This is a genomic window from Vibrio sp. OPT41 (genome assembly GCF_015163595.1).
GTDB classification, from domain to species: domain Bacteria; phylum Pseudomonadota; class Gammaproteobacteria; order Enterobacterales; family Vibrionaceae; genus Vibrio; species Vibrio alginolyticus.
Genome location: NZ_JADDYH010000072.1, coordinates 194,797 through 219,861 on the forward strand (window position 1 = coordinate 194,797; position 25,065 = coordinate 219,861).

The following is a 25,065-nucleotide window of genomic DNA, read 5'->3' on the forward strand; positions in this document are numbered from 1 at the left end:
TCTCGCAGATCAAACCATGCTCTCTTATCCGGTTCAAAAACAAAGGCTAGACGTCGTAAAACACTTTCTTCAGCCAGCAGGAATAGAACCTGCGAAATGGAAGCAAGCCGACAACACTCTCATGTTAGTTCAGATGGTCTCTGCTGGATTAGGGGTGGCGGCACTACCCAATTGGGCGATTTCTGAATTTTCTCGCCAAGGTCTTATTACCAGTAAACCTTTCGGCCAAGGCTTATGGCGTCGCTTGTTTGCTGCAACGCGTCACTCAGAGAAAGAAAAGCGTTACTTACAAGCTTTTTTCGCAACCGCGAGGCTACAATGTAAAAGCCACCTTGACGGAATCAAGGTGGCTTAAAAGATTTGGGTTATGAAAGGCTTAGCGTTGATATGCTTTAAATTGGTTAGTCAATGGATCGTACTGATAACCGAGCATATCAAGCTTGCCGACTACAGACTCTACATCCATCTCATACACTGATACTAACTCGTCAAAACTGTCGCACTCTAAACGTAGCTTTTCGTTGACGATACCTAGCAAAATAGTGCTGTCCAGATTACCTACATTGCTTAAATCCATCGCGACTCTCCTCTTCGACAAGGTATATAAACAAGCGTAGTAGTAATCACGCGAATTTAAAGTGAGTGCGATCTAAAACGTGATCACCTTATACCCAAGCACCAAGAAAGCACTTGGATATAAGCTGTCTAGCTTTGTCTTTAGAATAGAGGTTAAGCCGCGAGAGAGAATAAACCTTGCAGGCTCGTCATCGACGCGAGCGCTAGCAACAAGGCAACGCTCAGCTGCACCTTTTCTGGTTTCTTATGCGTAAAAATATGCCAACACCACACAATAATTGAAGAAATTAGCATAGCTAAAGACAGCAAGATCGGCTGTGTCGCAGCGTTTAGTGTGGCTTCATTTAACTGGTAAGAAGCAAACAACGTTGCGATGACTAATAGCATTCCAGACACAATGCCCGTAACTGGTAAAATACGGTGAAATGCCTGTAATCTGCTGCGAGCTATCGTAAGCAGCAATTGAGAAAATGACGCCCCAAGGAAAAATATCATTAGCGCCATCGCTATCGATGCTGGCCAGCTTGATTGCTCAAATACTTGAATACTCACATACGCAAAGGCCAAACCATTCGCTAAATGCATCGCCCATAGTGGCCCTTTTTCACGCGTTTTCTTGGTTTGAACCTGAGAATAGAAGTAGAAAATAGCAAACACGATCATAAATGCTTCAATGCGAAGTGACGCAACAGCGAGCCACAATACAGCTACTGCAGGCAACATTTTATGAAGACGTCCTCGCTGACCAGGACAAATATCGCCCTTGATTAGAAGCAAAGTCAGTAGCGCTTGTGCGCCAAATAGCATCGGAGGGAAAGTAACCAGCAATTGTTGAATCATGTTGAATGCACGCTCAAAAGTCATTTTGGGGGGCGATAATATCAAATCAACTATCGCCAAACCACCGAAAGTCGGCCCCCAAATGAGCTAAAACGGTAAGACAATTTTATTCACAGAGAAGCAAGATACTTCAACGCGTCTTCCTGCGTTAAAACTCCACGGTACTCTTCTTTGGTATTACACAATACCCAAGGGAAACGAATGCCGGTTTTAACCAACTCTCGAATAACAGAGACAGGTAAATCCTCATCAACCAACACAAATTCGGTGCTCATTATCTGATTAACAGGACGCTTCCAAATTCTGCTTTCTCGTTCAGTTTCTCGCTCTGTGCCCATCGAGGGCGTTAGGTGTAAATTCACCGTCTCTTTCGTAATTAACCCAACACAACGATTTTCATTGAGAACAACTAAAGGCAAGCTTGGATTCAAATTCATGTACTCCACTGCCAAGGAGAGCGGTTCTCCAGGGTCCATAGACCTGACTTGTTCATGGCTCAAAGATTGCAACACATCACTTTGCTTAGGCTCAATCGCGATGTCAGAGAACAGATGCTCATAACTGTCCGCTTTATCCATCAAATCGACAGGCACGGCAGCAGAAAATAGAAAGCCCTGCATGTAATCGACACCGATTTCTGCCAATACTTGAAGTTCTTGCTTAGATTCCACGCCTTCAGCAACCACTTTTACATTCATTTGCTGTGCAAGCTCGGTGACCATTTTCACAATGTTATAGCTGGTGCTCCCTTTATGAATGTTCTTGATGAATTTTCGGTCTATTTTCAGTAAATCAAACTGCCCTTTTTCTAGATAAGAAAAAGAAGAATACCCAGTACCGAAGTCATCAATCGCGATCTCAATGCCCTCTTTCCGCACTTCCTCTAGAGCTCGAGTATGCTCCTCATCTTGTTCAAAATACGCGGTTTCTGTTAGCTCGATAGTTACTCGCTTAGGGTCTACACCACTGGCTTTAATCAAATCATGCGACCGCTGAAGGATCTGAAGAGAATCCAATTTCGTATTGAGGGAGCGATTGATGGTCACGCCCACTTCCTCGCCATAAATTTCTTGTAAGCGCGGAAAGTGCTTCAACGCAGCTTGGCAGACCACATCATCAAGTGCCGCTATGAGTTCTAGATCTTCAATAATAGCGATCATCTTTTGCGTGCAATACGCATCATTTTCATCATAGAAGCGTGCGAGAGCCTCGAACTTAACCACGCTTCCGGTTTGAACGTCGATAATCGGTTGAAAGTAAACGTCCACTAGCCCACTCTCTATTTGCGCCTCCAAAAACGCCTCGAGATGTTGGCGCTTCACTAATTCAGAGTGAAGTTCACTGTCGTAAAAGTTGAAATAGCTACCTTCACCGGAAATAGAGGACAACATCGCTTGCGCTGCATGTGCTAGCGCTTGTCTTGGTCGGTTCGTATCATAGCCAAGGATTGACACACCAGTTTGGCCTTTAACGATAGTGGCATGCATTTTTGTGCCCATTTCATTTCTAAGCTCATTAAAGAACCCTTTCATGGCAATTTGGATCAAACGAACCGGGCTCAACCATTGACAATGAGGGGTCTGCAAGCATACGACAAACACATCCCGAGATAACTGCCCCGCAATACTGGTGTAGCGACTTCGCATAATAAAATCTGCAAAACCTAATTGCTGTTCAAGCAAGTATCTCTCCGAAAACTTAGGTCTTAGTGTCATAACAATGTTGAGTTCTTTATTTCTGCTTTCATTCGCTAAGGTAGCTAATTGGAGTTCAAATTCTTTCCTCGTCGGTAAAAAGGCAGCCCAATCATGCTGTTGTTCACAACGATTTTTCATCCACAACAACGAAGCAGAAATATCCGTAGAAAATCCGAGATAAAGAATTCGTCCAGAATGAAACGTAAGTCGGTAAATACAAAGATGATGAGCTTGGTTGCTACCGTTTGCTGTTTTGCTCAGCAAGTTACCACACCAACATCCTTCATCATTAATTTGCTGCCACAGCTGATCATAAAACGCTTGGCTATGGTGACAGGTACTGAATATATGAGTTTTAAGCCCAACCAGATCTCGGTTTTGATAGCCCATTTGTAACTCAAAGGCACGGTTACAACCTAAGATGCGCGTATCTTCATCGGCAACTAAAACGCCTACATTTGGCAAATCAAAAATCGTTTCGAGAATTTTCGCTAACTCCTCGCAACCAGTGATTGTTAATTGTGGAATGATAGTGCCTTGGATAATGCGCTTATTGAGCCTTTCAAAACTAATAGTAACGTGCACTAAGTTAACGTTTTTTAGCATCATGCAACAAGAAAACCGCCCCCGTCCGCCAAAGAGTTCCACTTCTAGAATTCGTTGTTTTAGCGTTTCTTGTTGCCCCATCAGCATATGATCAAACAAGTTATTTAGGCTGGTTACTGGCGTACTTATCCCAAATGCCTTTGCCATTCCTTGCTGATCACATTCGAACTCGCGAGTATCAATATCGTAAGACCACTCTATAACAGGAGTTAGACTGGAAGTCGTTTGCATTTTTGGATGCACTGTTGTCGTAGATTCACTCATACCCTAGCCCCTTTTTTTGTAATTAGCCCAAGGCTCAAAATTCACAGTCAATTCGCGACATTCCAGTTGGGACCTGCCGATCCTCTTTATAGATGGATTGTGTCAACGATAAGCCTATCGACTTAGAACTATTTCCAGAGCAGCTCAGCCTTTTGCATTTAATATGCACTAATTTGATTATAGGCTTTACCCCATATAAGCACACCATTGCTTATGCTTTGTATTAAGATTGCGACATTTTTCATGAACCGATCTATAACCATGAGGCTTTCAAGGTGAAATTAGACAGAAAATCGCCGATAGAGCATTGATATTTTTACAAACCAAATAAAACTCGATGAACTAAGCTTGAATAGATGAGTTTGTTATAGATACCTGATAATCAAATCGCTATAATTCGCGCTCCCTGGAACAGAGAGCAAAATATGACCAATAACATCACTCCTATTCATGAGTACAAAAAATACTGGGCAGAGTGTTTTGGTACGGCACCTTTCTTGCCGACCAGTCGCAAAGAAATGGATGCCCTAGGATGGGATAGCTGTGACATTATCATTGTAACCGGTGACGCTTATGTGGATCACCCAAGCTTTGGTATGGCTATCATTGGCCGCCTGCTAGAAGCACAAGGTTTCCGTGTCGGTATCATTGCTCAACCAGAATGGCAAAATAAAGATGCGTTCATGCAACTTGGTAAGCCAAATCTGTTCTTCGGGATCACTGCGGGTAACATGGACTCCATGATCAACCGTTACACCGCGGATAAAAAGCTTCGTCACGATGACGCGTACACACCAAATAACGAAGGTGGTAAACGCCCAGACCGCGCGACTTTGGTTTACTCTCAGCGTTGTCGTGAAGCTTACAAAGAAGTACCTATTGTTTTAGGTGGTATCGAAGCCAGCCTACGCCGTGTTGCGCACTACGATTACTGGTCAGATAAAGTTCGCCGTTCGGTACTATTTGATGCAAAAGCAGACATCCTACTTTTTGGTAACGCAGAACGCGCACTTGTCGAAGTAGCACATCGCATCGCAAACGGCGAAGACATCAGCACCATGACCAATATTCGTGGTACTGCCGTGAACTTGCCAGTCGCGCCAGAAGGCTACACGGTTATTGATTCTTCTCGTATTGAAAAACCTCGTAAAGAAGCGTTCGTACCAAAGAACCCATACGAAGTAGAAACTCAGTGTGAAACTAAAAAAGACGAGCCAGTTGCACAACCAATCACAATTCGCCCATCACGCCACGATGCTGCGACGACTGCGGTCCGTTTACCTTCGTTTGAAAAGCTAAGAAACGATCGCATTCTTTATGCGCATGCAAGCCGTGTACTGCATTTAGAAACGAACCCGTACTCTGGTCGAGCGTTACTTCAAAGCCATGGTGATCGTGAACTTTGGGTAAACCAAGCTCCAATTCCATTGACGACCGAAGAGATGGACTTTGTGTTTGGCCTGCCTTACGCGCGTGTTCCTCATCCTATGTACGGCAAAGCAAAAATTCCTGCGTACGACATGATCAAGACGTCTGTGAACATCATGCGTGGTTGCTTTGGTGGCTGTTCTTTCTGTTCGATTACCGAGCATGAAGGTCGAATCATTCAAAACCGTTCGAAAGAGTCTATCATCAACGAGATTGAAGAAATTCGCGACAAAGTTCCAGGCTTTACCGGCACAATTTCCGATCTTGGTGGCCCGACTGCAAACATGTACCGCCTGGGCTGTAAAGATCCAAAAGCGGAAGCGAACTGTCGTCGTCCTTCTTGTGTATTCCCGGGCATCTGTAACAAGCTAAACACAGACCACAAACACACGATCGATTTATACCGTGAAGCGCGTAAAGTTGAAGGCGTGAAGAAAGTGATGGTTGCATCTGGCGTACGTTACGACCTTGCGATTGAATCACCAGAATACGTGAAAGAGCTCGTTACTCACCACGTAGGCGGTTACTTGAAGATTGCACCGGAACATACAGAGAAAGGTCCTCTTGATCTGATGATGAAGCCAGGCATGGGTACGTACGATCGCTTTAAAGAGATGTTCGAGAAATACAGTGCAGAAGCAGGCAAGAAGCAGTACTTAATCCCTTATTTTATCTCTGCGCACCCAGGCACAGAAGACGAAGACATGCTGAACCTTGCTCTGTGGCTCAAAAAGAACAACTTCGAATGTGACCAAGTACAAAACTTCTACCCTTCGCCAATGTGTAACGCAACGTCGATGTACTACTCAGAGACAAACCCTCTGAAACGCGTGAAGTACAAAAAACGTGAAGATGTACCTGTAGCAAAAGGTGAACGTCAACGTCGCCTACATAAAGCGCTGTTGCGTTACCACGATCCAGCAAACTGGCCAATGATCCGTGAAGCCCTAGTCAGTATGGGTAAAAAACATTTGATTGGTGACAAACAAGGCTGTCTCGTTCCTGCAGAAGACATTGAAGCACAAACACCTGCGCAACGTCGTAAATCTGGTCGTCACGGGGCAAACCGCTTTGCAACCAAACATACCAAAAACCAACCAGGCTTCGGTGGTCATTTGAACAAACGCTCTGAAGGCGGTTCAAAAGATGGTAAACCATCTGGTAACCGTAACGGTTCTGGCAAAGCTACAGGTGGTCAACGCCCTGCAAGCAACGGCCAACGTCCTAGCGGCAACGGTGCAAACCGCCCGGCAGGTAGCAAGCCGCAAGGCCAAGGTCGCCCACAAGGACAAGGCAAACCAGCTGGTCAACGTAAACCAAAGCGTCGCTAATTATTTAGAGCTTAAATACTAGAAAGGGCTCCAGAGTTAACTCTGGAGCCCTTTTGTTTTGTCAGCTCATTGAGGCATCACTAATAACTCAAACTTTGATTCAATCAATACAAAAAATGGTAAACACCAACCAACTTATTGGAAAAACAAACAATTATTTGATTGAAGCAAAACCATAAAAGCATAACTTATTGATTTTTAATTGCTTTATTTTGGTGCGATATTTGCGTAACAGAGTAAAACTCTTAAACATGGGCTAACGATGAATAATCCACTTCCCCCAAAAACTTCTATGTTCTGGTATGACAACAGCTATACCTATGAGGAGGCCGTTCAGGCATTTGAAAGCGATGGTACACTGAAATCGCTGAATATCGTTCCAACCACGGAATCCGATGATCTTGCTGGCTCACCCCCAGAGCGCAGTATGTTTTGGGAGGGAGAAACAAAAAAAATCGATCCGCCACCGCCGTCTGAACCAGAGCCTCTCAATTTAAAAACTGAGAAAGAAGCAACGGAAGCATCACCTGCGCACTTTATCCCAGTCCGCTATGCCATCGATCAGCTAGAAACAGAAGAGACACAACCTTTTGGTTTGCCTGAAGAATGGAAAGGCCAAGGCCCAGCCAAACTCAATACCGTTGGTTACACCCTGCGTCAACTGCGCGACGGTTGGCTGTATGTCTATGATGCAATCAACAAAAGCTTAGACGAATACGAAATCAAAGGAACGCAATTCACGCTCTATAAGTTGGGAGAATCAGAAAGCCCAAAATCAGAGCAGCGTGGGACACCACAAGATGCAAAGGCCTTCCTTACTTACGTCAACGGAAGCGTACTATCGATTTGCTTCTCTGAGCACCGCTGGACATGGCACACGTTCATGCGCGTACTTAACAATCCGAGTAATCATATCGATCGCATGCAAACCATTGTTCTGTCCTCAAACGAGAATCAGCACAACATTGCACCAATAGATAAGTTAACCCAAGTCGCTGATATTGAATCTTCTGCCGTCGATGATGGTCGCTTTGCGGATTCTGGCATCGCCACCAAAGCAGATGAAGATGGTTCTGTTTTTAAACCTGTCGCAGTCGAAAGCGATTTAACCTCTGCGATTCCAGAAGAAGAATCAGGCTACTTCGTCGCGATAAAAGATTACGCCGCAGACATTCAAGATATGTCACTGCATTTTGTTGGTGCCGCAAGCCCTTACCGCCTTTTCACTGACCAGTTTTCAAACCAGTGGAACTTGATGCAGACCGCCATGCAACTGTGTATGTTTGGTGCAAGTGACGAGATAGACATGCCAGCTAGCGTTAAGCGTAACGGCGAAGAGCTGTCGTTTTATACCGACATGGCTGACTATTATGACTCCTCTCACCAACTTGATTTGGCAGAGCAGAACAAAAGCTCAGTTCAGTCCGGCTATCCTGCTAAATTTTCCGCTGGAGCGATTGAATCACACCAACATACCCAAAGTGACATTGCTAAAGCGATACAGGACAAATATCGAATTTCTGCGAGCCGTTTTGGTAAATACGAACAATGGATAGCGACTGAACGCTGGCGTCAGCAGCTCAACTGGAAGCAAATGCTGAGCGAGATGCAAGAGCTGTCAGAACAAAAAGAAAACATGCTAACCCAAGTGGTTTCGGTCAAACGCGACTTTATCGCAGTAATGGAGTCCTTAACGCCGCATCATCTTGAAAGAACCTTCGACCTATACAGCGAAGACACACAGTACAGCTTGTATCAACTGCACAAGCAAGCGGTTGAGTCATTTACTTTGGTGATGCAAGAAGAAGACCGCCAATGGGCAGAAAGCCAATGGGAGAAACCAACCAGTTTACTCGCACTCTATGCCTCTGGGTTTAGTCGTAGTTTATTTAAAGTGATGGAGAAGAATATTACAGAGGCGCTTGATGAACAGTCGATCGTCTCAGAAAATCCTGATCCTGATAATCAGTTGATGGACCAGATATCTGATACCAGCAACCGCGTGAATATGTACTCTAAGATCATGGACTTTGTTTCCAACCCAAACACTGCGGAAACAGCTTTTCTCAAAGATATCGCCAAAGGTTTCCAAGAGCTGGATATTATTTTTAAATCTGCAATAGGTGCGCTTGCAAAAGGCGTTGTAGAGTTTGGTGTTAGCATGACCTCACAAGTATCAATTTCGCTGATGCCTGTTTTCGCTAAACCTCTGAACCGTCATAGCTATTATTTATTTGCCGTTATTGCAGAACATATGGCACACAATATGCCCGTAACAATAAAAGAAGGTTACGCTCACGATTTTAAAAAATGGAAAACACGCGTAAATGATTATCTGATTAAGCTCGAAAAAAACAATGCCATCATTGCTGACTTCCAGAAAAATAACCGCAAAGCTGACTCTAAATACACAACAGCTTTAGAAAATAGAAAGACTATTAAGAAGGCTCTCGCTGTAGCTACATTGGAGTACCCGCAGTACATTGAGTTACCTGATGATCTAACGCAAAGAACCGTCGAGCTTAGAACGCGGATCGCTATGAATAAACTCGATGATTTGAATAAACTGTTCGAGAATGCCGGTGGTCTAGGCTTTCTGGCATTAATATTTAACTGCATCGCGCTTGGTGATGCCATGAGCAGTATTCAAGACACGGGGTTAATGTCCTCAGATGAATTTTTGGATATCCAGCAAAAGTTATTTTACACAGTCAACGCTTGGACAGGTGTTCGTACAGGTAAGTTATGGGAGAAAGTGAAGGGTGAACCTAGGTTAAGGTCACATTCATATAATGTCTTAAAAAAGTTAGTGAATAGAAACGAAGATACCTTTAAAAACTTAAACCTTGATGACCTAAAGGTATTCAATAAATGGCTAGCAATCACAGGGGCTTTAGGTGCGTTAGCTTCGGGTATTGAGGCTTACCGTTCTTGGCAGAGTGCTGACAAAGTTTATAGTCAAGAAAAATATCTGCATGTAGCAAATTCCCTAGTATTAACAGCAATGTCAGCTGTCGGTATATTCCAAGTATACGGAGGGTTAACTGGACAATTTGCATTAAACTTATCCTTTGGCGGGCCTATAACGGCCGGCCTGGTTATTCTCACGATTGCATACCTAGCCATCAATTATAAGTTGAATAAGCTGAAACAAGATGATTTCCAAAAATGGTTAGATAAACTGCCTTGGGGTTATCACCCGACTCGCACTCAGTGGAGCCAATCTTCGAGCTTACCCGAAAGAGAGAAGCATAATTCAGCATTGGTTCAGCAAGCGCTGTTTGACTTACAATCTATTATTCAACAGCCTACGGTATACCATCAACCTATTGAAAAAGTACAAGCTTACCCAAGTTACACACATCGTGTGTTAATCGGTTTGGAAGTGCATATTCAACTGCCAAGGCGTGCTGCAACGAATGGTATTACGTTGAGAACTAACAGCAAGGCAACAGAAGATGATTTGATGTCAGGCTCGTGGCATCAAAACGCAGATTTAGTCACGCTACAAACTCAAGATCAAGCGAGCAAAGAATCACTGGTGTACAAAGTAACCTTGCCAATTGAAGAAGCAGATCATTACCTTACAATGCAAGTAGCTTACGATGTGGAAGATGATGCCCCTGCTAAGCGTGAGTATTGGTTCCAAAACGGCATAAAACAGAGTGCAACTTATGGCATTATTTCAGACAATATCAAACAAGACATAATTAAAAAAACACTCACCCCCGCTGTTGGCACACTAGGTTTTCAGGAGTAACCCTTGGCATATTCACCGTTTTATATCACCCCAGAAGAATTGGCGGTTTATCAAGAAGCACAAGAGCAAGAGATTCTCAAAGGGGACAATTTAACAACATGGCATAAGTATGATGTAGAAGAGCCATTTCGCTACCATTACAAGTTAACGGCTTTGCCATTTATGAGCTTCTTATTTGTAATTGTATTTTTGACACACTCAAGTGATACGCTTGTCGTGACCTTTTTTGGCCTTATCTTGTCAGTAATGATGGCCGGGATCTTTTATCTTACGATTGGCCTCGACTATCGCTATGACTATATCTTTTCTGACAAAGGCTTTGTGATGAAGAAGCGTCGCAACATGCCTAAGTGGGCGAATACCGCCACACAAGCCGTTGGCTGGATCGGTGCGGTAGTTTGCGTTTTGATGGTAGCGGTAGTTGGCCCGATGGCGTTAGCTGGATCGGGCGCTCTTATTTTATTCTCATTTGGTATGTTAAAACGCAAGCCCGATGAACCAACAGAAGTGAGAATTGGAGAGCGTGAAGATTGGTTGTTTGCCGACTACAACAAAAAGCGCAAAGTGATCCAGTTCTACTTTAAGCAGGATAAGTGTGAATATATCGATATGGAACACAACACTATTGTCCGTTCACATAGCAGATCTGATTGCTACGTATTTTTCAAAACTGAAACGGACTTAGAATCGATGGTAAATCAGTTAGCTACTGAATATAAGCTGGATTGTACAGAGGTAGATGACCACAAAAAGCTGTTTGAATCGAAGCCAGAATCAAGGCTCTTTAGTATTCCAGTTTGTAGTAGAGAATATCAAACCGAAGAGGTATTTGATTTAAGGGCGTCAAATGCCCCACTTCCTGAGCGTGAATACCTTTACAACGGCAAGTGGCAAACCGAGTCTGAAATCGAACAATCAAAATCTGAACCAACAGCAGCCAAGGTATAAACATTGGCTTATTCACCTTTTTACATCACCCCAAAAGAATTGGCGGTTTATCAAGAGGCTCAAGAGCAAAGAATCAGCTCGGGTAGCAATGTTTTACGTTGGAGTGTTGTAAACGTCGAGATGCCTTCTCGATACATTCACCTCTATTTTACTCTCGTAACCTTGTTTGTCTGTATTGCGATATTTTTTGCCTTAGCAAACTTTGACCAAAACGATGACACCATTTTCTTAGCATGTGTACTTTCATTTTGCGTGGCACTTTTTTATTTCCTAATGAGATGGGGGCTTTTAAAGCAGTACCATTATGTTTTTTCAGAAAAAGGACTTGTTGCAAAGTCTAGTAGTACCATTCCAAAATGGATGAACAATGCGAGTCAAGTAACAGGCTGGGTGGGCGCTAGCACATGTATATTAATGGTAATTCTTGTTGGTCCAATGGCTTTAGCTGGCGCTGGGGCCTTTATATTGGTTTCCTTTAAAATGCTTAAACGTCAACCAGACGAAGTAGCCGAAATTAAAGTCGGTGAGCGTGAGGATTGGCTGTTCGCCTACTACAATAAAAAGCGTAAAGTGATTCGCTTCTACCACAAGTATGACGAGTGTTCTAAATGGAACCTAGAGAAACACACCGTCTTCAGAGCTCAAACTCGTGGTGATAGCTACATATTCTTTAGGACTGTTCAAGACTTAGATGCGATGCTAGAAACCCTTTCAAACAAGTACGGTATTGAATGTATTGATTTTCCTGACCATAAAGCGTTTTTTGAAGGAAGACCTGAACCTCGAATTGAAGATATCCCTTCTCGCTGCCTTGAATTTCCAGTAGTCGATACCTTTGACCTGAGAGCTCAAAACGCCCCGCTTCCTGAATGGCAACGTATATACAACGGTAAGTGGCAAACCGAGTCTGAAATCGAACAATCAAAGTCTAAACTAACTACAGCTCTGGAGTAACCCTTGGCATATTCACCATTTTACGTCACCCCAGAAGAGTTGGCAGTTTATCAAGAGGCACAAGAGCAAGAAATACTCGCAGGCGATAACGTCAGAACATGGCATAAGTATGATGTAGAGGAACCATTTCGCTATTACTTTAAACTTTTTGCGCTTCCATTTGTGATCGCTCCATTCCTATTAACTTTGTTTATACACACGAGTGACACGGTTGACGTAACTATTTTTTCTTTTATTTTGTCGGTGATGGTATCTGGAGCCTTTTACCTTACGATTGGCCTCGACTATCGCTATGACTATATTTTTTCTGACAAAGGCTTTGTGATGAAGAAACGTCGCAACATGCCTAAGTGGGTGAATACCGCCACGCAAGCCGTTGGCTGGATAGGTGCAGTGGTGTGTGTGGTGATGGTAGCGATGGTTGGCCCGATGGCGTTAGCAGGCGCTGGTGCTTTTATATTAGTCTCCTTTAAAATGCTTAAACGCCAACCAGATGAACCAACAGAAGTGAGGGTCGGAGAACGTGAAGACTGGCTCTTTGCTGATTACAATAAGAAAAGAAAAGTAATTAAGTTCTTTTTTAAGCATGACACATGCGAATATATTAATATAGAACATACTAAGATTTCACGCTTACACAACCGATTCCACTATTACGTATTTTTCAAAACCTTGTCTGACTTAGAGTCTATGGTCAATCAACTAGCTACAGAATATAAGCTTGACTGTACGGAAGTCGCCGACTACAAAAAGCTATTTGAAGCTAAGCCAGAGGCTAGACTGTTTGGCACGCCAGTTTGTTATAAAGAATATCAAACCGATGAGGTATTTGATTTAAGAGCTTCAAAAGCCCCGCTCCCAGAACGTGAATACCTTTACAACGGCAAGTGGCAAATGGAATCTGAGATTGAAAAATCTAAATCTGAACTAACAACAACCAAGGAGTAACCCTTGGCTTATTTACCTTTTTACATCACGCCAGAAGAATTTTCGTCCTACCAAGAAGAACAAGAGCAACAAATTCTAAAGGGGATGAATCTAACAATCTGGCACAAGCACGATATTGAAGAGCCTTTTCGATACTTATACCTATCGATTGCTATAGCCGCTGTCAGTCCATTATTTTTCCTTACCTATTTCCTACATGACAACAGCGACATGATCTTAACTTACATTTTATCGGGTCTGACTATAATCATGTCTGGTGTATCTTATCTGACATTTGGGTTGGACAATCGTTATGATTACACCTTGTCCGATCGCGGGTTAGTTATAAAAAAGCGACGTGATTTACCTAATTGGGTAAACTCAGCAACGCAGGTCATGGGCTGGGTTGGTGCTATAGTTTGTGTAGTAATGGTAGGTATTGCTGGGCCCATGGTTCTTGTCGGTGCTGGAGGGTTTATACTGGTTTCATTTCGTATGCTAAATCGTCAGCCTGACGAACCTACGGAAGTTCGAGTAGCAGAGACAGAAGATTGGCTGTTCGCCTACTACAACAAAAAGCGTAAAGTGATTCGCTTCTACCACAAGTATGACGAGTGTTCTAAATGGAGCCTAGAGAAGCATACCATCTTCAGAGCTCAAACTCGTGGTTATAGCTACATATTCTTTAGGACTGTTCAAGACCTAGATGCAATGCTAGAGACCCTTTCAAACAAATACGACATTGAATGTATTGATTTTCCAGACCATAAAGCGTTTTTTGAAGGAAGACCTGAACCTCGAATTGAAGATATCCCTTCTCGCAGCCTTGAATTTCCGGTAGCCGATACCTTTGACCTGAGAGCTAAAAACGCCCCACTTCCTGAATGGCGACGTATTTACAACGGCAAGTGGCAAACGGAATCTGAAATCGAACAATCAAAACCTGAACTAACGACAGCCAAGGAGTAACCCTTGGCTTATTTACCTTTTTACATCACGCCAGACGAGCTTTCGGCTTATCAAGAAGAACAAGAGCAAGAAATTCTAAAGGGGATGAACCTCACAACCTGGCACAAGCACGATATTGAAGAGCCTTTTCGATACTTATACCTATCGATTGCTATAGCCGCTGTCAGTCCATTATTTTTCCTTACCTATTTCCTACATGATAACAGTGACATGATCTTAACTTACATTTTATCGGGTCTGACGATTATCATGTCTGGTGTATCTTACCTGACATTTGGGTTGGACAATCGTTATGATTACATCTTGTCCGATCGCGGATTGGTTATAAAAAAGCGACGTGATTTACCGAATTGGGTCAACTCTGCGACTCAAGCCATGGGCTGGATTGGAGCAATAGTTTGTGTCGTGATGGTTGGGGTTGCTGGACCCATGGTTCTTGCCGGAGCTGGTGGGTTTATATTGGTTTCATTTGGTATGCTTAAACGTCAGCCTGATGAACCAACAGAAGTGAGAGTAGGCGAACGAGAAGATTGGCTGTTTGCGGGCTACAACAAGAAAAGGAAAGTGATCCAATTCTATTTTAAGCAGGACATATGCAGATATCGAGATACTGCTCATAAGACTATCTTTCGCTCACAAGATAGATCAGATTGTTATGTTTTCTTTAAAACTGAAGCAGATTTAGAATCCATGATCGCGCAACTGTCAAAGGTCTACAAGCTGGATTGTACAGAGGTAGATGACCACAAAAAGCTGTTTGAATCGAAGCCAGAATCAAGGCTCTTTAGTATTCCAGTTTGTAGTAGAGAATATCAAACCGAAGAGGTATTTGATTTAAGGGCGTCAAATGCCCCACTTCCTGAGCGTGAATACCTTTACAACGGCAAGTGGCAAACCGAGTCTGAAATCGAACAATCAAAGTCTAAACTAACTACAGCTCTGGAGTAACCCTTGGCATATTCACCATTTTACATCACCCCAGAAGAGTTGGCAGTTTATCAAGAGGCGCAAGAGCAAGAAATACTCGCAGGCGATAATGTCAGAACATGGCATAAGTATGATGTAGAGGAACCATTTCGCTATTACTTTAAACTTTTTGCGCTTCCATTTGTGATCGCCCCATTCCTACTAACTTTGTTTATACACACGAGTGACACGGTTGGCGTAACTATTTTTTCTTTTATTTTGTCGGTGATGGTGTCTGGAGCCTTTTACCTTACGATTGGCCTCGACTATCGCTATGACTATATTTTTTCTGACAAAGGCTTTGTGATGAAGAAGCGTCGCAACATGCCTAAGTGGGCGAATACCGCCACACAAGCCGTTGGCTGGATCGGTGCGGTAGTTTGCGTTTTGATGGTAGCGGTAGTTGGCCCGATGGCGTTAGCAGGCGCTGGTGCTTTTATATTAGTCTCCTTTAAAATGCTTAAACGTCAGCCTGATGAACCAACAGAAGTGAGGGTCGGAGAACGTGAAGACTGGCTCTTTGCTGATTACAATAAGAAAAGGAAAGTAATTAAGTTCTTTTTTAAGTATGACAGGTGCGAATACCAAGATACTGCTCAGGAGATTACTTTTCGCTCACAGAGACGATTTTATTGTTACATTTTCTTTAAAAATGAAGTGGAATTAGAATCCATGGTCACGCAACTGTCAGAGGCCTACAAACTGGATTGTAAAGAGGTCAATGATCATAAAAAGCTGTTTGAAGCGAAGCCTGAACCTAGACTTTTTACGACTCCCGCTTATTATCGTGAATACCCTACCAATGAAGTGTTTGATTTAAGGGATGCGAAAGCGCCACTCCCAGAGTGTAAGTATCTTTACAACGGCAAGTGGCAAACCGAGTCTGAAATCGAACAATCAAAATCTGAACTAACGGCAGCCAAGGTATAAACCTTGGCTTGTTTACCTTTTTACATCCCCCCATGAAAAGCTTTAGGTTTACTCTGATGTACAAAAAGAAAAATTGGTTCAAATAACGAATTTTTAACTCGAGGATAGGATAGTAAGCCCGAACCTTTCTATCCTCAACTAAACACCCATTTTGCACTGAGTAAATAGTTACTCACCATGCCTGCCAATATGCCTAAGATCAAAGCCAAATAGACCATCACCCCTTGCGTTCCTAGCGCGAGCGTTACGCCTTTGAACACAATAAAGTTAGGCAAAGCACTGATAAAGGCACTCGCCATAAATTTTTGCCATTGAGCGAAAGGGTTGGTTTTTTCTGCTTGAGAGAAAGTCAGCCAGCGATTGCCAAGCCACGTTGTGGTAGCTGCAAACAAAAATGCTATCCCACGAGCCAGCATCAGATCCAGACCAAACCTATGGAACAACACAGAAAAGATAAGGGTGTCGACCATAAAGCCGACACCACCTACTAGAGCAAACCTTTCCAGCGAAGTAAATTTTGGTAATTTGCGCATTCCGTTATCCAACCACACAGGTGTAGAGTGAGCGTTTCGATTTTGCTGTGAACTCGTTGGTACAACTCAACGCATTTTCATGAATCATGCTATCCACTTGCTGCGATTTACCAATCAGGCGGAATTTCTTCAGATTGTTTAAGTCATTCTTATCTTCAAGCTTTTTCGCCTGACCATGACTATAGAACTGGCCTGAGAACGGGCGCTTACCAATATAAAAGACCGGAGCGTTGTCATTAATTTGCGCGAAGATAATGCGGTCGCTGCGGCTATCCGCTTTGCCCATATTCAAACCCAACATCGCAATCATAAGCAGGGCTGGCAACACCGCTGCCGTTCCGGTCAACCATTTGAAATCGTGTTTATCCACCAGCATCGCAATCAAGATACCCAACGCAGGCACACCCGGTAGTACGTAAGCAGGCAAAATATTCCCAGCCATGGTGAACAAGAGCATTGGAGAAATCAGCCAACACATCAGGAAGCTAAATAGACCTTGATGATCGGTTTCAATGGCTTTGAGCACCTTACGACGTTTCCACGCCAAGATAGGCAATACGATTGACCAAGGCGCAGCCGATTGTAGCCAGAATACCCAGATCATCCCACGTGGTTGATCATGAGCAGAGCCATACAGGTCCCCTTCCCAACCGCTGACAACAAAACGCTTAAAGTGCTCGCCAACAATGAAGTAATCAATAAATCCAGGCGTCGCCATTTCAGCCATGATGTACCACGGTAGAGCAATCGCCAGCATGAACGCCAACCCCGACACAATTGGAAAACGCTGCCACAAGGCTTTGAAGGCACCAAAGAAACCATGCTGAATCACGAGCCAAGGAAACACTGCGATGCCCATGATCACGATCGCCACCGGACCTTTCGCTAACAGCCCGCAAGCCAAGCCAAAGAAACCGAGGTAACCCCACAGTCGACTGTGTTTGTCTTTGCCGAGCCAGCAATAGTAAAAACCAACCATCGCCATGGTCATTGCCAACGTCAGTGCCATGTCTGTCATCACCGCACCCGCCGCAATTGAAAAGATGCCGCAGGTCGCCAATACCAACGCTGCGATGACTGCATTAAAGCCAGCGCGATGCGCCATGAAAGCAACAAAAACAATCGTCGCAACACCCGCTAACCAATGAGGTGCGCGCACTGCAAATTCATTCAATCCAAACAGCTCAATGCCGTAAGCACTCATCCACGTGAACAGGGGTGGCTTCCCCCAAAAAGGCACGCCGTAATCAAACTGTGGGGTAAGCCAATTGCCTGTTTCCACCATTAAGCGCGCCATTTCGCCGTAGCGGGCTTCTGTGGTGTCCATCAAAGGGTAAGCGGCAAGTGAAATAAGACGGAGTAAAAGAGCAAACGCCAACAACAACCACAGATGGGTTTTATTAATACTCATGATTACGCGGTTTCTCCCAGTTTAAACTTCATGGTTTGGATGGATTGATGTTTTGCAGGCTGCTCGTAAACAGACTGAACAAGATAAAGAGGACGTTGCTTGGTCTCGACAAAAATGCGGCCAATGTATTCGCCCAAAAGGCCAATCGACAGCAGTTGCACACCGCCCAAGGCAAGTTGGACGACCATCATGGATGGGTAGCCAGTGACAGGCTCACCAAATACAACAGTTTTCATCACTATGAATGCGCCATAGATAAAGGCACTGAACGCCACCAATGCACCGGCAAGTGTCGCTAAACGCAAAGGACGAATGGAAAACGAGGTAATACCGTCCATTGCAAGGCCAATCAGCTTGAGGTAGTTCCATTTGGTTTCACCACAGAAACGAGCGTCACGCTCAAACTGAACCGTCACTTGCTTGAAACCCGGCCAAGAAAAGATGCCTTTCATGTATCGGTTACGCTCTGGCAACGCATTGATGTGTTTAACCACTTTTGCGCTCAGTAAACGGAAATCGCCCACGTTCTCAGGCACATCCAATTTCGCCATGCTGTTAAGCACTTTATAAAAGCAAGCGGCCGAGAAGCGTTTGAACCAAGTTTCACCGTGGCGTTCGCTGCGCTGCATATTTACCACGTCATACCCTTCACGCCATTTTGATACCATTTGCGGGATCAACTCCGGCGGGTCTTGCAAGTCGGCATCAATCACGATCACCGCTTCACCTTGGCAGTGTTCCAGGCCAGCGCTCATGGCGGACTCTTTGCCGAAGTTACGGCTTAGTGCAATACAACGAACGTCGCTAGAAGATTGAGAAAAGTTTTGCGCGATCATTAGGCTCTCGTCTTTGCTGCCGTCGTCCACATAAACGATTTCACAGCGTTCTGGCATTTCATCCAAAACGGCGGCTAAACGACGATGAAATTCAGGTAAGACTTCTTGCTCGTTAAAGAATGGCACCACAACAGACAAAACTGTTTTAGGCTCAGTGTGTTGGCTCACCTTTGAAAAGGTTGCAGCGTGAATGTTGAAGGTTGACATGCTACTCTTCCACTAAATCCGATGAATGAATCCAGTCTACAAACATCAACGTGAAAGAGATGTTATTGACATCTTTTTCACGTCCTTAGTGAATAATGTTCGGTTAAGACGAAGTCTTATTTTCGAACACCTGCCCACTTGGAGAGAAATACATGAAACGCGTACTTTTAGTCGAAGATAATCGAGAAATCGCAGGCATGCTGTTCGATTATTTTGAGTGTGCAGGTACGGAACTCGATTATGCAGACAACGGCGAACTCGGCCTGAAACTAGCGATGGAAAACACCTTCGACATCATCTTGCTCGACCTCATGCTGCCACGCATGGATGGCCTGACCATGTGCAATAAACTTCGAGATGCGGGCAACAACACACCAGTGCTTATGCTGACAGCACTCGATAGCCGTGACGATATGCTAAAAGGCTTCCAACACGGTGCGGACGACTATCTGACCAAGCCTTTCGATCTGGATATTCTTGAAGCGCGCATGATGGCACTGATCCGCCGTTACCGCGGCACTGTCGCGTCGAGCAAGTTGGAATATGGCGAAGTCTCTATCGACCAAAAAACGCGTAAAGCTTACCGCCAAGATAAACTGTTGGCGCTAAACCCCACCACTTACACCATTCTGGAAATGCTTGTGAAAAGCGCGCCAGACGTAGTAACACGTGAAGAAATCGCCTTCCAACTATGGCAAGAGAACGAGCCGAACAACGACGTTCTGCGCAGCCACATTTACCAACTTCGCAACCAACTTGATAAGCCATTTGAACAACATGTGCTGATCACCGTGCCGAAAGTTGGCTTCCGCTTGGAGACAGTTGCATGATCAATCGCTTACTTGCTAGCACGCAAAGCACACAAAGTATGACAGGGCGACTCGCTCTGTTTTTCTCTTTTGTGTCGGTCGTGATTGGCATCTTCTGCTTTTTGTTGATTACCGGCTCCCTGCTTTGGTCTGAAGACCGTGTCGGCGAGCGTCGTATTATGGTCGACAAAAAAGAAGCGATTGAACATTTCCAGTCCCACCCAGAGCAAGGCAGTATTCAGCTTGACCTGCTCACCACTGCATACAACGACATCTCATTGGTTGCCGAGCGCTACCAAAAATACCTGATTGGTCAAAAGCACTTTCTTGATGAAGTAGAAGACGGTGAATACTCGCGCATGGTTTACATGAGCACTTACACCTACAAAGGCGTTGAACATCCTGTGATTCTGGTTTCCTTGATTGATGAAATCGAGATCACCTCAGAGGAATTCATTCTCGTCGTTGCTATGGTGTTGTCCATTGTCGCCGTCCTGGTGTTCCTATTTGGCAGTCTGTTGCTGCGTTTATCACAGCGCTTGATTGAACCCGTCAATGCGCTCAAAACTCAACTCGACCATCACCAAGGAGATGCCACGCAAACTTTTAGTGTGCCTGAGGGCTCGGCCAAAGAGTTCCAAACCCTCGCGGATGAGTTGAATGAGTATCGCCACAAAATCAACCAAGTCATCAAGCGTGAGCAAGCCTTTGCACGATACGCAAGCCATGAACTGCGTACACCGTTAACCGTAATGAAAGGCTCAAGCAGCCTACTGGCGAGAAGTGCGAACACGGATTTCCAGACCCGCCAAGTGAACCGAATTCAGGATGCGACGCAGCAAATGTCGACCATGGTGGATGCCCTACTCGGCTTAGTGCGTTACGAGCGTAATGCAGATGATTCACCAGTACGCAGCATCACCGAAGAAGAACTCAACCAAATCATCTTCCAAAGCCAAGCTCAGGCGGATGAGAAAGCACTCAGCTTTGATGTACAGATCGACGGCAACCCAAGAACGCGCGCAACCAATGCCGTGTTGACCATTATTCTTGGCAACCTGATTCGCAACGGCATCGCCGCGACACCATCGGGATCAATTCATATCAATATGGATGAAAACACCATCTCGGTGCGTGATGAAGGTGAAGGCTTTTCGACCATTCCGCACTCTGATGGGCACGGATTAGGTTTGATGATTGTGGACGATTTGTGCCAACGCTATGGCTGGCAATTTAAGATTGGTACACATCCAGAAGGTGGTTGTGAGGCAGTAATTAACCTCGCAACAGAACATCAGGAATAACCGAAATGGAAGTCCTGAAACCCAGACTTTTTATCTGGGTTTAATGGCGTTACACTACGCGCCCTTTTTAAATGGCAAAGGTGACACGGTTTATTCCGTCAGCATCGACATGAAACTCTCAGAAAGTCCTATCACCCAACATAGCTTTAATGGGCACAAATTTTTCCTTAAACGTGACGACATGCTCCACTCCCACTTTTCTGGGAACAAAGCACGTAAGTTTATGACGTTAATGGAAGAGCAAAATCCCGACATCACCACGTTAATAAGCTTTGGCTCCGCTCAATCTAATGCCATGTACTCGCTAGCAGCTCTCGCCCAGATTAAAGGTTGGGCGTTTGAGTTTTATGTTCATCACATTCCATCTTGGCTAAAAAGCTCCCCCATCGGAAACTATCGCGGCGCTCTCGATTTGGGTATGAAAATCACCGCCATGCAAGACATCGGTAGCGAACTCCACCCTAGTGAATACATCCACCAGGTACGAAGATTAGATGAATCGACATTGCTTATTCCAGAAGGTGGACGTTCCCACCTCGCTGAAGCTGGCATCAAACAGTTAGCACGAGAAATTCTTGATTGGACGCGATTGAGAGGTAAAGAGCAGTTTGCGGTCGCCCTGCCATCAGGCACTGGCACGACGTCTTTATATCTTCATAAACATTTAAGTCCACACGGCATTGAAGTGCTAACTTGCCCTTGCGTAGGCGATGCAGATTACTTAACTGAGCAGTTCAACCAGCTCGGTGAAAACAGCCACCCAACCATTTTAACCATCCGCAACAAACACCATTTTGGTCGCTTATACGAAGAAGATTACATCACATGGAAAGCACTCTTTGAGCAAACCGACCTCGAATTTGACCTGTTATACGACCCGTATATGTGGCAATGCCTAACACCTTGGTTCGAAGAGAACACAGATAAAACGGTGATTTACATTCACCAAGGCGGGTTACTTGGCAACGAGTCGATGTTGCCAAGATATCAACGAGAATTTGAATAGCGTGTTCAAATAAAGTTGCTGCTGATTACAGTGATTCCACTATTTGATGAGCGCCAGAATTTCTTTGAATTCAGGTGCTCGGCAATCTTCGACCATTTCATACAAACACATTTCTAACCCAGTGAGCACCACACCGTTTGCGGTTAACTTCGCAAGAGCGAGCGCTTTATTGGCTGCGGTTCGGGAAGATACACAATCCGTGACTAATTCAACGCGATAACCGGACTGACGCAGAGAAACCGCGGTTTGATAGACGCAAATATGGGATTCAATACCGCAAACCAACCAGGTATCAACTTTCGCGTTCTCCACCGCGACCTTAAACGTCGCCTCTTTGCAACCATCAAACGTGTACTTGGTAATAGGTAAATGCGTACTTTCAAGCACTTCACGAATCGGCTCCGCGGTTGGGCCCAACCTTTCTGGATTCTGTTCTAGCCACAGAATAGGCAAATCTAGTGCTTTGGCGCCCTTTACCAGTTTCGTGATATTTTCAATCAGTGCGTCGCTTTCATGCATTAATGTAGCGAGTTTGCCCTGAACATCCACCACAATCAGGCCCGTGTTTCCTTTCGACAACATTTCCATCTCCTATCTTATGCGACCACAAACCATACTCAACAAGTTGAGCAACAGTTAATGTATCAGAACCCTTTCATGTTAGAGCAATAAAACCTAGAAAGATGACCTTCGCTCACACATTTGCCCTTAGGTAAGGGTGGTTTGAACTGACTATTTAAATTTCTCTCGAATTAGTTCAATCAAGGCTTTGACTTTATTGGGCAGAAATAAGGCCGAGGGATAAATCAGAGTAAGATGCTGCTTCGGATGCGCGAATTGAGGCAGCACCTCGACCAACAAACCGTCTCTCAGTGCAGGCTTGGAATGAATTTGAGGAATAAACGCGATGCCGTTTCCTGCTATCGCCATCGAGCGCAGCAAGTTGAGGTCGTCCGAGCGCAACGCCACATGCAGATCTGAATCGAGCAAATCGGCATTGTAACGATTAGTTAAAAGGCGATGCTGCTTAAGATCTTCCACCGTTTTTACTGGCGGATGCGATTCTAGATAGGCTTTTGACGCAACAAAGTGACTACGATAAGGCAAAAGACTGAACTGCACATAGCTGTCATCGGTGACTTTGACCACGCTCGGAAGAAGCTGTAAATCAAACGATTGACGCTTAAGATCGACACTCTCTTGATGGTTTTCAATCTCGACCGAAATCTCCGGATACCGCGTTGTGTACTCGGTGATGATCGCGTTAAACGCGGCAGAGCTCATCAATGCGGAAGGAATGGCTAAACGCACCTTGCCCGTCAGCTCTTGTTGATATTCGTGCATGGCATTTAAACCTTGCTGAATATGGTCAATAGGCTGCCCCACCAACTCAAACAAGCGTTTCCCGTGCTCCGTCAACTCAATGCTGCGTGTTGTGCGGATCAAAAGCTGTACCCCGAGCGATTTCTCTAATTCTTGCAGGCGACGACTCACTTTTGAGCGTTGTAGTTGATTCGCCTCTGCCGCTGCACTTATACCGCCGTGAACCACCGTCTGAGTGAATAGGTAAATATCATCAAAACTAACGTTCATTGTCCTATTTTTAGGTCATTCATGTTCGTATTATCATTCTACTGAATTGTGAGTGACTTCTCTATAATCCGCTATCCAATATGTTTAACGGAACTTGTAATGACGGCTGACCAAAAATTTAAACACTGGATGCGAACTTTGATTGTCCTGTTCATCGTACTATTTTTGTACATTATCATTGCTGACCGCCACGCCCCCTTAACGACCGAAGGACGAGTACAAGGATACGTTGTCCAAGTCGCGCCCGAGGTATCTGGTAAAGTGACCGACGTTCTCATCGAGAATAACCAGTCCGTTCAAAAAGGCGATGTGTTGTTTACGATTGATGATCGTAAATACAAGATAGCACTTGAACAGGCGGAGCTGTCTCTGCAATCCGCTTATGAAAAAGAAGCAACGCTGTATTCTCAACGCGAAGCCGCTCTTGCCAATATTGCCCGCGCACAAGCGACATTTGATAATGCACACCGCGAGTACAACCGCTTACTGACACTATCGAAGCAGAAAGTCATCTCTCAATCGACACTCGATAATGCCTTTGCCCAAAATCAGGTATCACGTGCAGCGCTTAAAGCGGAACGACAAAACTTAAAAGTCATTGAGGCGCAATTAGGCGATCAAAAAGGTCAAAGCACCGCCGTTCGAATTGCCAAAAACGGCATCGAAAAGGCGCAACTTGATTTGGCAAATACCGCGGTACTCGCTCCCAGTGATGGTGTCGTGACCAACCTGCAACTAGAAGTTGGCACGATGGCAAACACCAACATGCCATTGCTGACGTTTGTACCAACAGGATCACTCTGGGTAGCCGCTGATTTTCGTGAAAAGTCCGTCGCGAACGTAGACAAGACTTTCCACGCCTTGGTCACATTTGATGCCAACCCAGGTTCGGTGTACGACTTTGATTTAGCTAGCCGCGATTACGGTGTAGCAGCCGCACAACAAACGCCTAATGGCGCACTGACCAAAGTGGAAGTGAACAACCGCTGGGTACGTGATGCGCAGCGTACACGAGTGAACCTAACCAGCAGCGAAGAGTTACCACCAGCACTGTTTGTCGGCTCTCGCGCTACCATTGTTTTGTACCCAGACAACAGCATTTTCTGGCAGTTGATGGCGCAAGCACAGATTCACCTCGCAAGCTGGTTTCACTTCATTTACTAGGCGGCG

The 25,065-nt window shown here is 44.7% G+C and carries 21 protein-coding genes; 13 read left to right on the plus strand and 8 right to left on the minus strand.

What is annotated here, in order from left to right:
• Positions 1–355: LysR substrate-binding domain-containing protein (locus IQP38_RS26790; RefSeq protein ID WP_265575757.1), on the plus strand; the 355-nt coding region annotated here is incomplete at its 5' end.
• 21 nt (positions 356–376) lie between these two features.
• Here the strand turns inward: IQP38_RS26790 and IQP38_RS23735 are convergent.
• From IQP38_RS23735 to IQP38_RS23745, 3 genes are all read right to left on the minus strand, one after another.
• Positions 377–577: a DUF4250 domain-containing protein gene (locus IQP38_RS23735; protein WP_005376762.1), complete on the minus strand. Its 201-nt coding sequence runs from the start codon at positions 575–577 to the stop codon at positions 377–379.
• Between the two features lie 152 nt (positions 578–729).
• A complete protein-coding gene (locus tag IQP38_RS23740) occupies positions 730–1,440 on the minus strand; it encodes a hypothetical protein (RefSeq protein ID WP_005389354.1) in 711 nt (236 codons plus the stop codon).
• 86 nt (positions 1,441–1,526) lie between these two features.
• Positions 1,527–3,983 carry an EAL domain-containing protein gene (locus IQP38_RS23745; RefSeq protein ID WP_193838092.1) on the minus strand — a complete coding sequence of 819 codons (2,457 nt, stop codon included), beginning with the start codon at positions 3,981–3,983 and terminating at the stop codon, positions 1,527–1,529.
• 425 nt (positions 3,984–4,408) lie between these two features.
• Here IQP38_RS23745 and IQP38_RS23750 point away from each other — a divergent pair, with 425 nt between their 5' ends.
• The 8 genes from IQP38_RS23750 (at position 4,409) to IQP38_RS23785 (ending at position 16,196) form a co-directional block, all read left to right on the plus strand.
• Positions 4,409–6,742 (plus strand): YgiQ family radical SAM protein, encoded by a 2,334-nt coding sequence (locus tag IQP38_RS23750; RefSeq protein ID WP_017634696.1) that lies wholly within the window; start codon positions 4,409–4,411, stop codon positions 6,740–6,742.
• Between the two features lie 262 nt (positions 6,743–7,004).
• The gene (locus tag IQP38_RS23755; protein WP_193838093.1) at positions 7,005–10,502 is read left to right on the plus strand and encodes a T6SS effector BTH_I2691 family protein; all 3,498 of its coding nucleotides are present in this window, start codon (positions 7,005–7,007) and stop codon (positions 10,500–10,502) included.
• Between the two features lie 3 nt (positions 10,503–10,505).
• Positions 10,506–11,450: a hypothetical protein gene (locus IQP38_RS23760; RefSeq protein WP_017634698.1), complete on the plus strand. Its 945-nt coding sequence runs from the start codon at positions 10,506–10,508 to the stop codon at positions 11,448–11,450.
• Positions 11,451–11,453: 3 nt separating this feature from the next.
• Entirely contained in the window at positions 11,454–12,404 is a 951-nt protein-coding gene (locus tag IQP38_RS23765; protein WP_017634699.1) for a hypothetical protein, read from the plus strand.
• A gap of 3 nt (positions 12,405–12,407) precedes the next feature.
• A complete protein-coding gene (locus tag IQP38_RS23770; RefSeq protein ID WP_193838094.1) occupies positions 12,408–13,352 on the plus strand; it encodes a hypothetical protein in 945 nt (314 codons plus the stop codon).
• Positions 13,353–13,355: 3 nt separating this feature from the next.
• Positions 13,356–14,300 carry a hypothetical protein gene (locus tag IQP38_RS23775; RefSeq protein ID WP_017634701.1) on the plus strand — a complete coding sequence of 315 codons (945 nt, stop codon included), beginning with the start codon at positions 13,356–13,358 and terminating at the stop codon, positions 14,298–14,300.
• Between the two features lie 3 nt (positions 14,301–14,303).
• Positions 14,304–15,248: a hypothetical protein gene (locus IQP38_RS23780; RefSeq protein ID WP_017634702.1), complete on the plus strand. Its 945-nt coding sequence runs from the start codon at positions 14,304–14,306 to the stop codon at positions 15,246–15,248.
• 3 nt (positions 15,249–15,251) lie between these two features.
• Positions 15,252–16,196, plus strand: a complete 945-nt coding sequence (locus IQP38_RS23785) for a hypothetical protein (RefSeq protein WP_193838095.1) — start codon at positions 15,252–15,254, stop codon at positions 16,194–16,196.
• Positions 16,197–16,330: 134 nt separating this feature from the next.
• Here IQP38_RS23785 and IQP38_RS23790 read toward each other — a convergent pair whose 3' ends face one another.
• Genes IQP38_RS23790 through IQP38_RS23800 form a run of 3 tightly spaced genes read right to left on the minus strand, consistent with a single transcriptional unit; the run spans position 16,331 to position 19,183 of the window.
• The gene (locus tag IQP38_RS23790; protein WP_017634704.1) at positions 16,331–16,729 is read right to left on the minus strand and encodes a GtrA family protein; all 399 of its coding nucleotides are present in this window, start codon (positions 16,727–16,729) and stop codon (positions 16,331–16,333) included.
• Positions 16,730–16,733: 4 nt separating this feature from the next.
• Positions 16,734–18,140 (minus strand): ArnT family glycosyltransferase, encoded by a 1,407-nt coding sequence (locus IQP38_RS23795; protein WP_053304265.1) that lies wholly within the window; start codon positions 18,138–18,140, stop codon positions 16,734–16,736.
• Between the two features lie 2 nt (positions 18,141–18,142).
• Positions 18,143–19,183, minus strand: coding sequence for a glycosyltransferase family 2 protein (locus tag IQP38_RS23800; protein ID WP_017634706.1), 1,041 nt, complete (start codon positions 19,181–19,183; stop codon positions 18,143–18,145).
• Positions 19,184–19,335: 152 nt separating this feature from the next.
• Here IQP38_RS23800 and IQP38_RS23805 point away from each other — a divergent pair, with 152 nt between their 5' ends.
• From IQP38_RS23805 to IQP38_RS23815, 3 genes are all read left to right on the plus strand, one after another.
• Positions 19,336–20,013 (plus strand): response regulator transcription factor, encoded by a 678-nt coding sequence (locus IQP38_RS23805; RefSeq protein WP_017634707.1) that lies wholly within the window; start codon positions 19,336–19,338, stop codon positions 20,011–20,013.
• Positions 20,010–21,296 carry a sensor histidine kinase gene (locus IQP38_RS23810; RefSeq protein WP_017634708.1) on the plus strand — a complete coding sequence of 429 codons (1,287 nt, stop codon included), beginning with the start codon at positions 20,010–20,012 and terminating at the stop codon, positions 21,294–21,296. The genes IQP38_RS23805 and IQP38_RS23810 overlap by 4 nt, the downstream gene beginning before the upstream one ends.
• Positions 21,297–21,405: 109 nt before the next feature.
• Positions 21,406–22,302 (plus strand): 1-aminocyclopropane-1-carboxylate deaminase/D-cysteine desulfhydrase, encoded by an 897-nt coding sequence (locus IQP38_RS23815; RefSeq protein WP_193838103.1) that lies wholly within the window; start codon positions 21,406–21,408, stop codon positions 22,300–22,302.
• A gap of 39 nt (positions 22,303–22,341) precedes the next feature.
• On the opposite strand, the gene IQP38_RS23820 is transcribed toward IQP38_RS23815, so the two are convergent.
• Positions 22,342–22,884: a hydrolase gene (locus IQP38_RS23820; protein ID WP_005457944.1), complete on the minus strand. Its 543-nt coding sequence runs from the start codon at positions 22,882–22,884 to the stop codon at positions 22,342–22,344.
• A gap of 150 nt (positions 22,885–23,034) precedes the next feature.
• A complete protein-coding gene (locus tag IQP38_RS23825; protein WP_005376746.1) occupies positions 23,035–23,895 on the minus strand; it encodes a LysR family transcriptional regulator in 861 nt (286 codons plus the stop codon).
• A gap of 99 nt (positions 23,896–23,994) precedes the next feature.
• Here IQP38_RS23825 and IQP38_RS23830 point away from each other — a divergent pair, with 99 nt between their 5' ends.
• On the plus strand, positions 23,995–25,059 hold the full coding sequence (locus IQP38_RS23830) for an HlyD family secretion protein (protein WP_005376744.1): 1,065 nt from the start codon (positions 23,995–23,997) through the stop codon (positions 25,057–25,059).
• Positions 25,060–25,065: the final 6 nt, after the last annotated feature.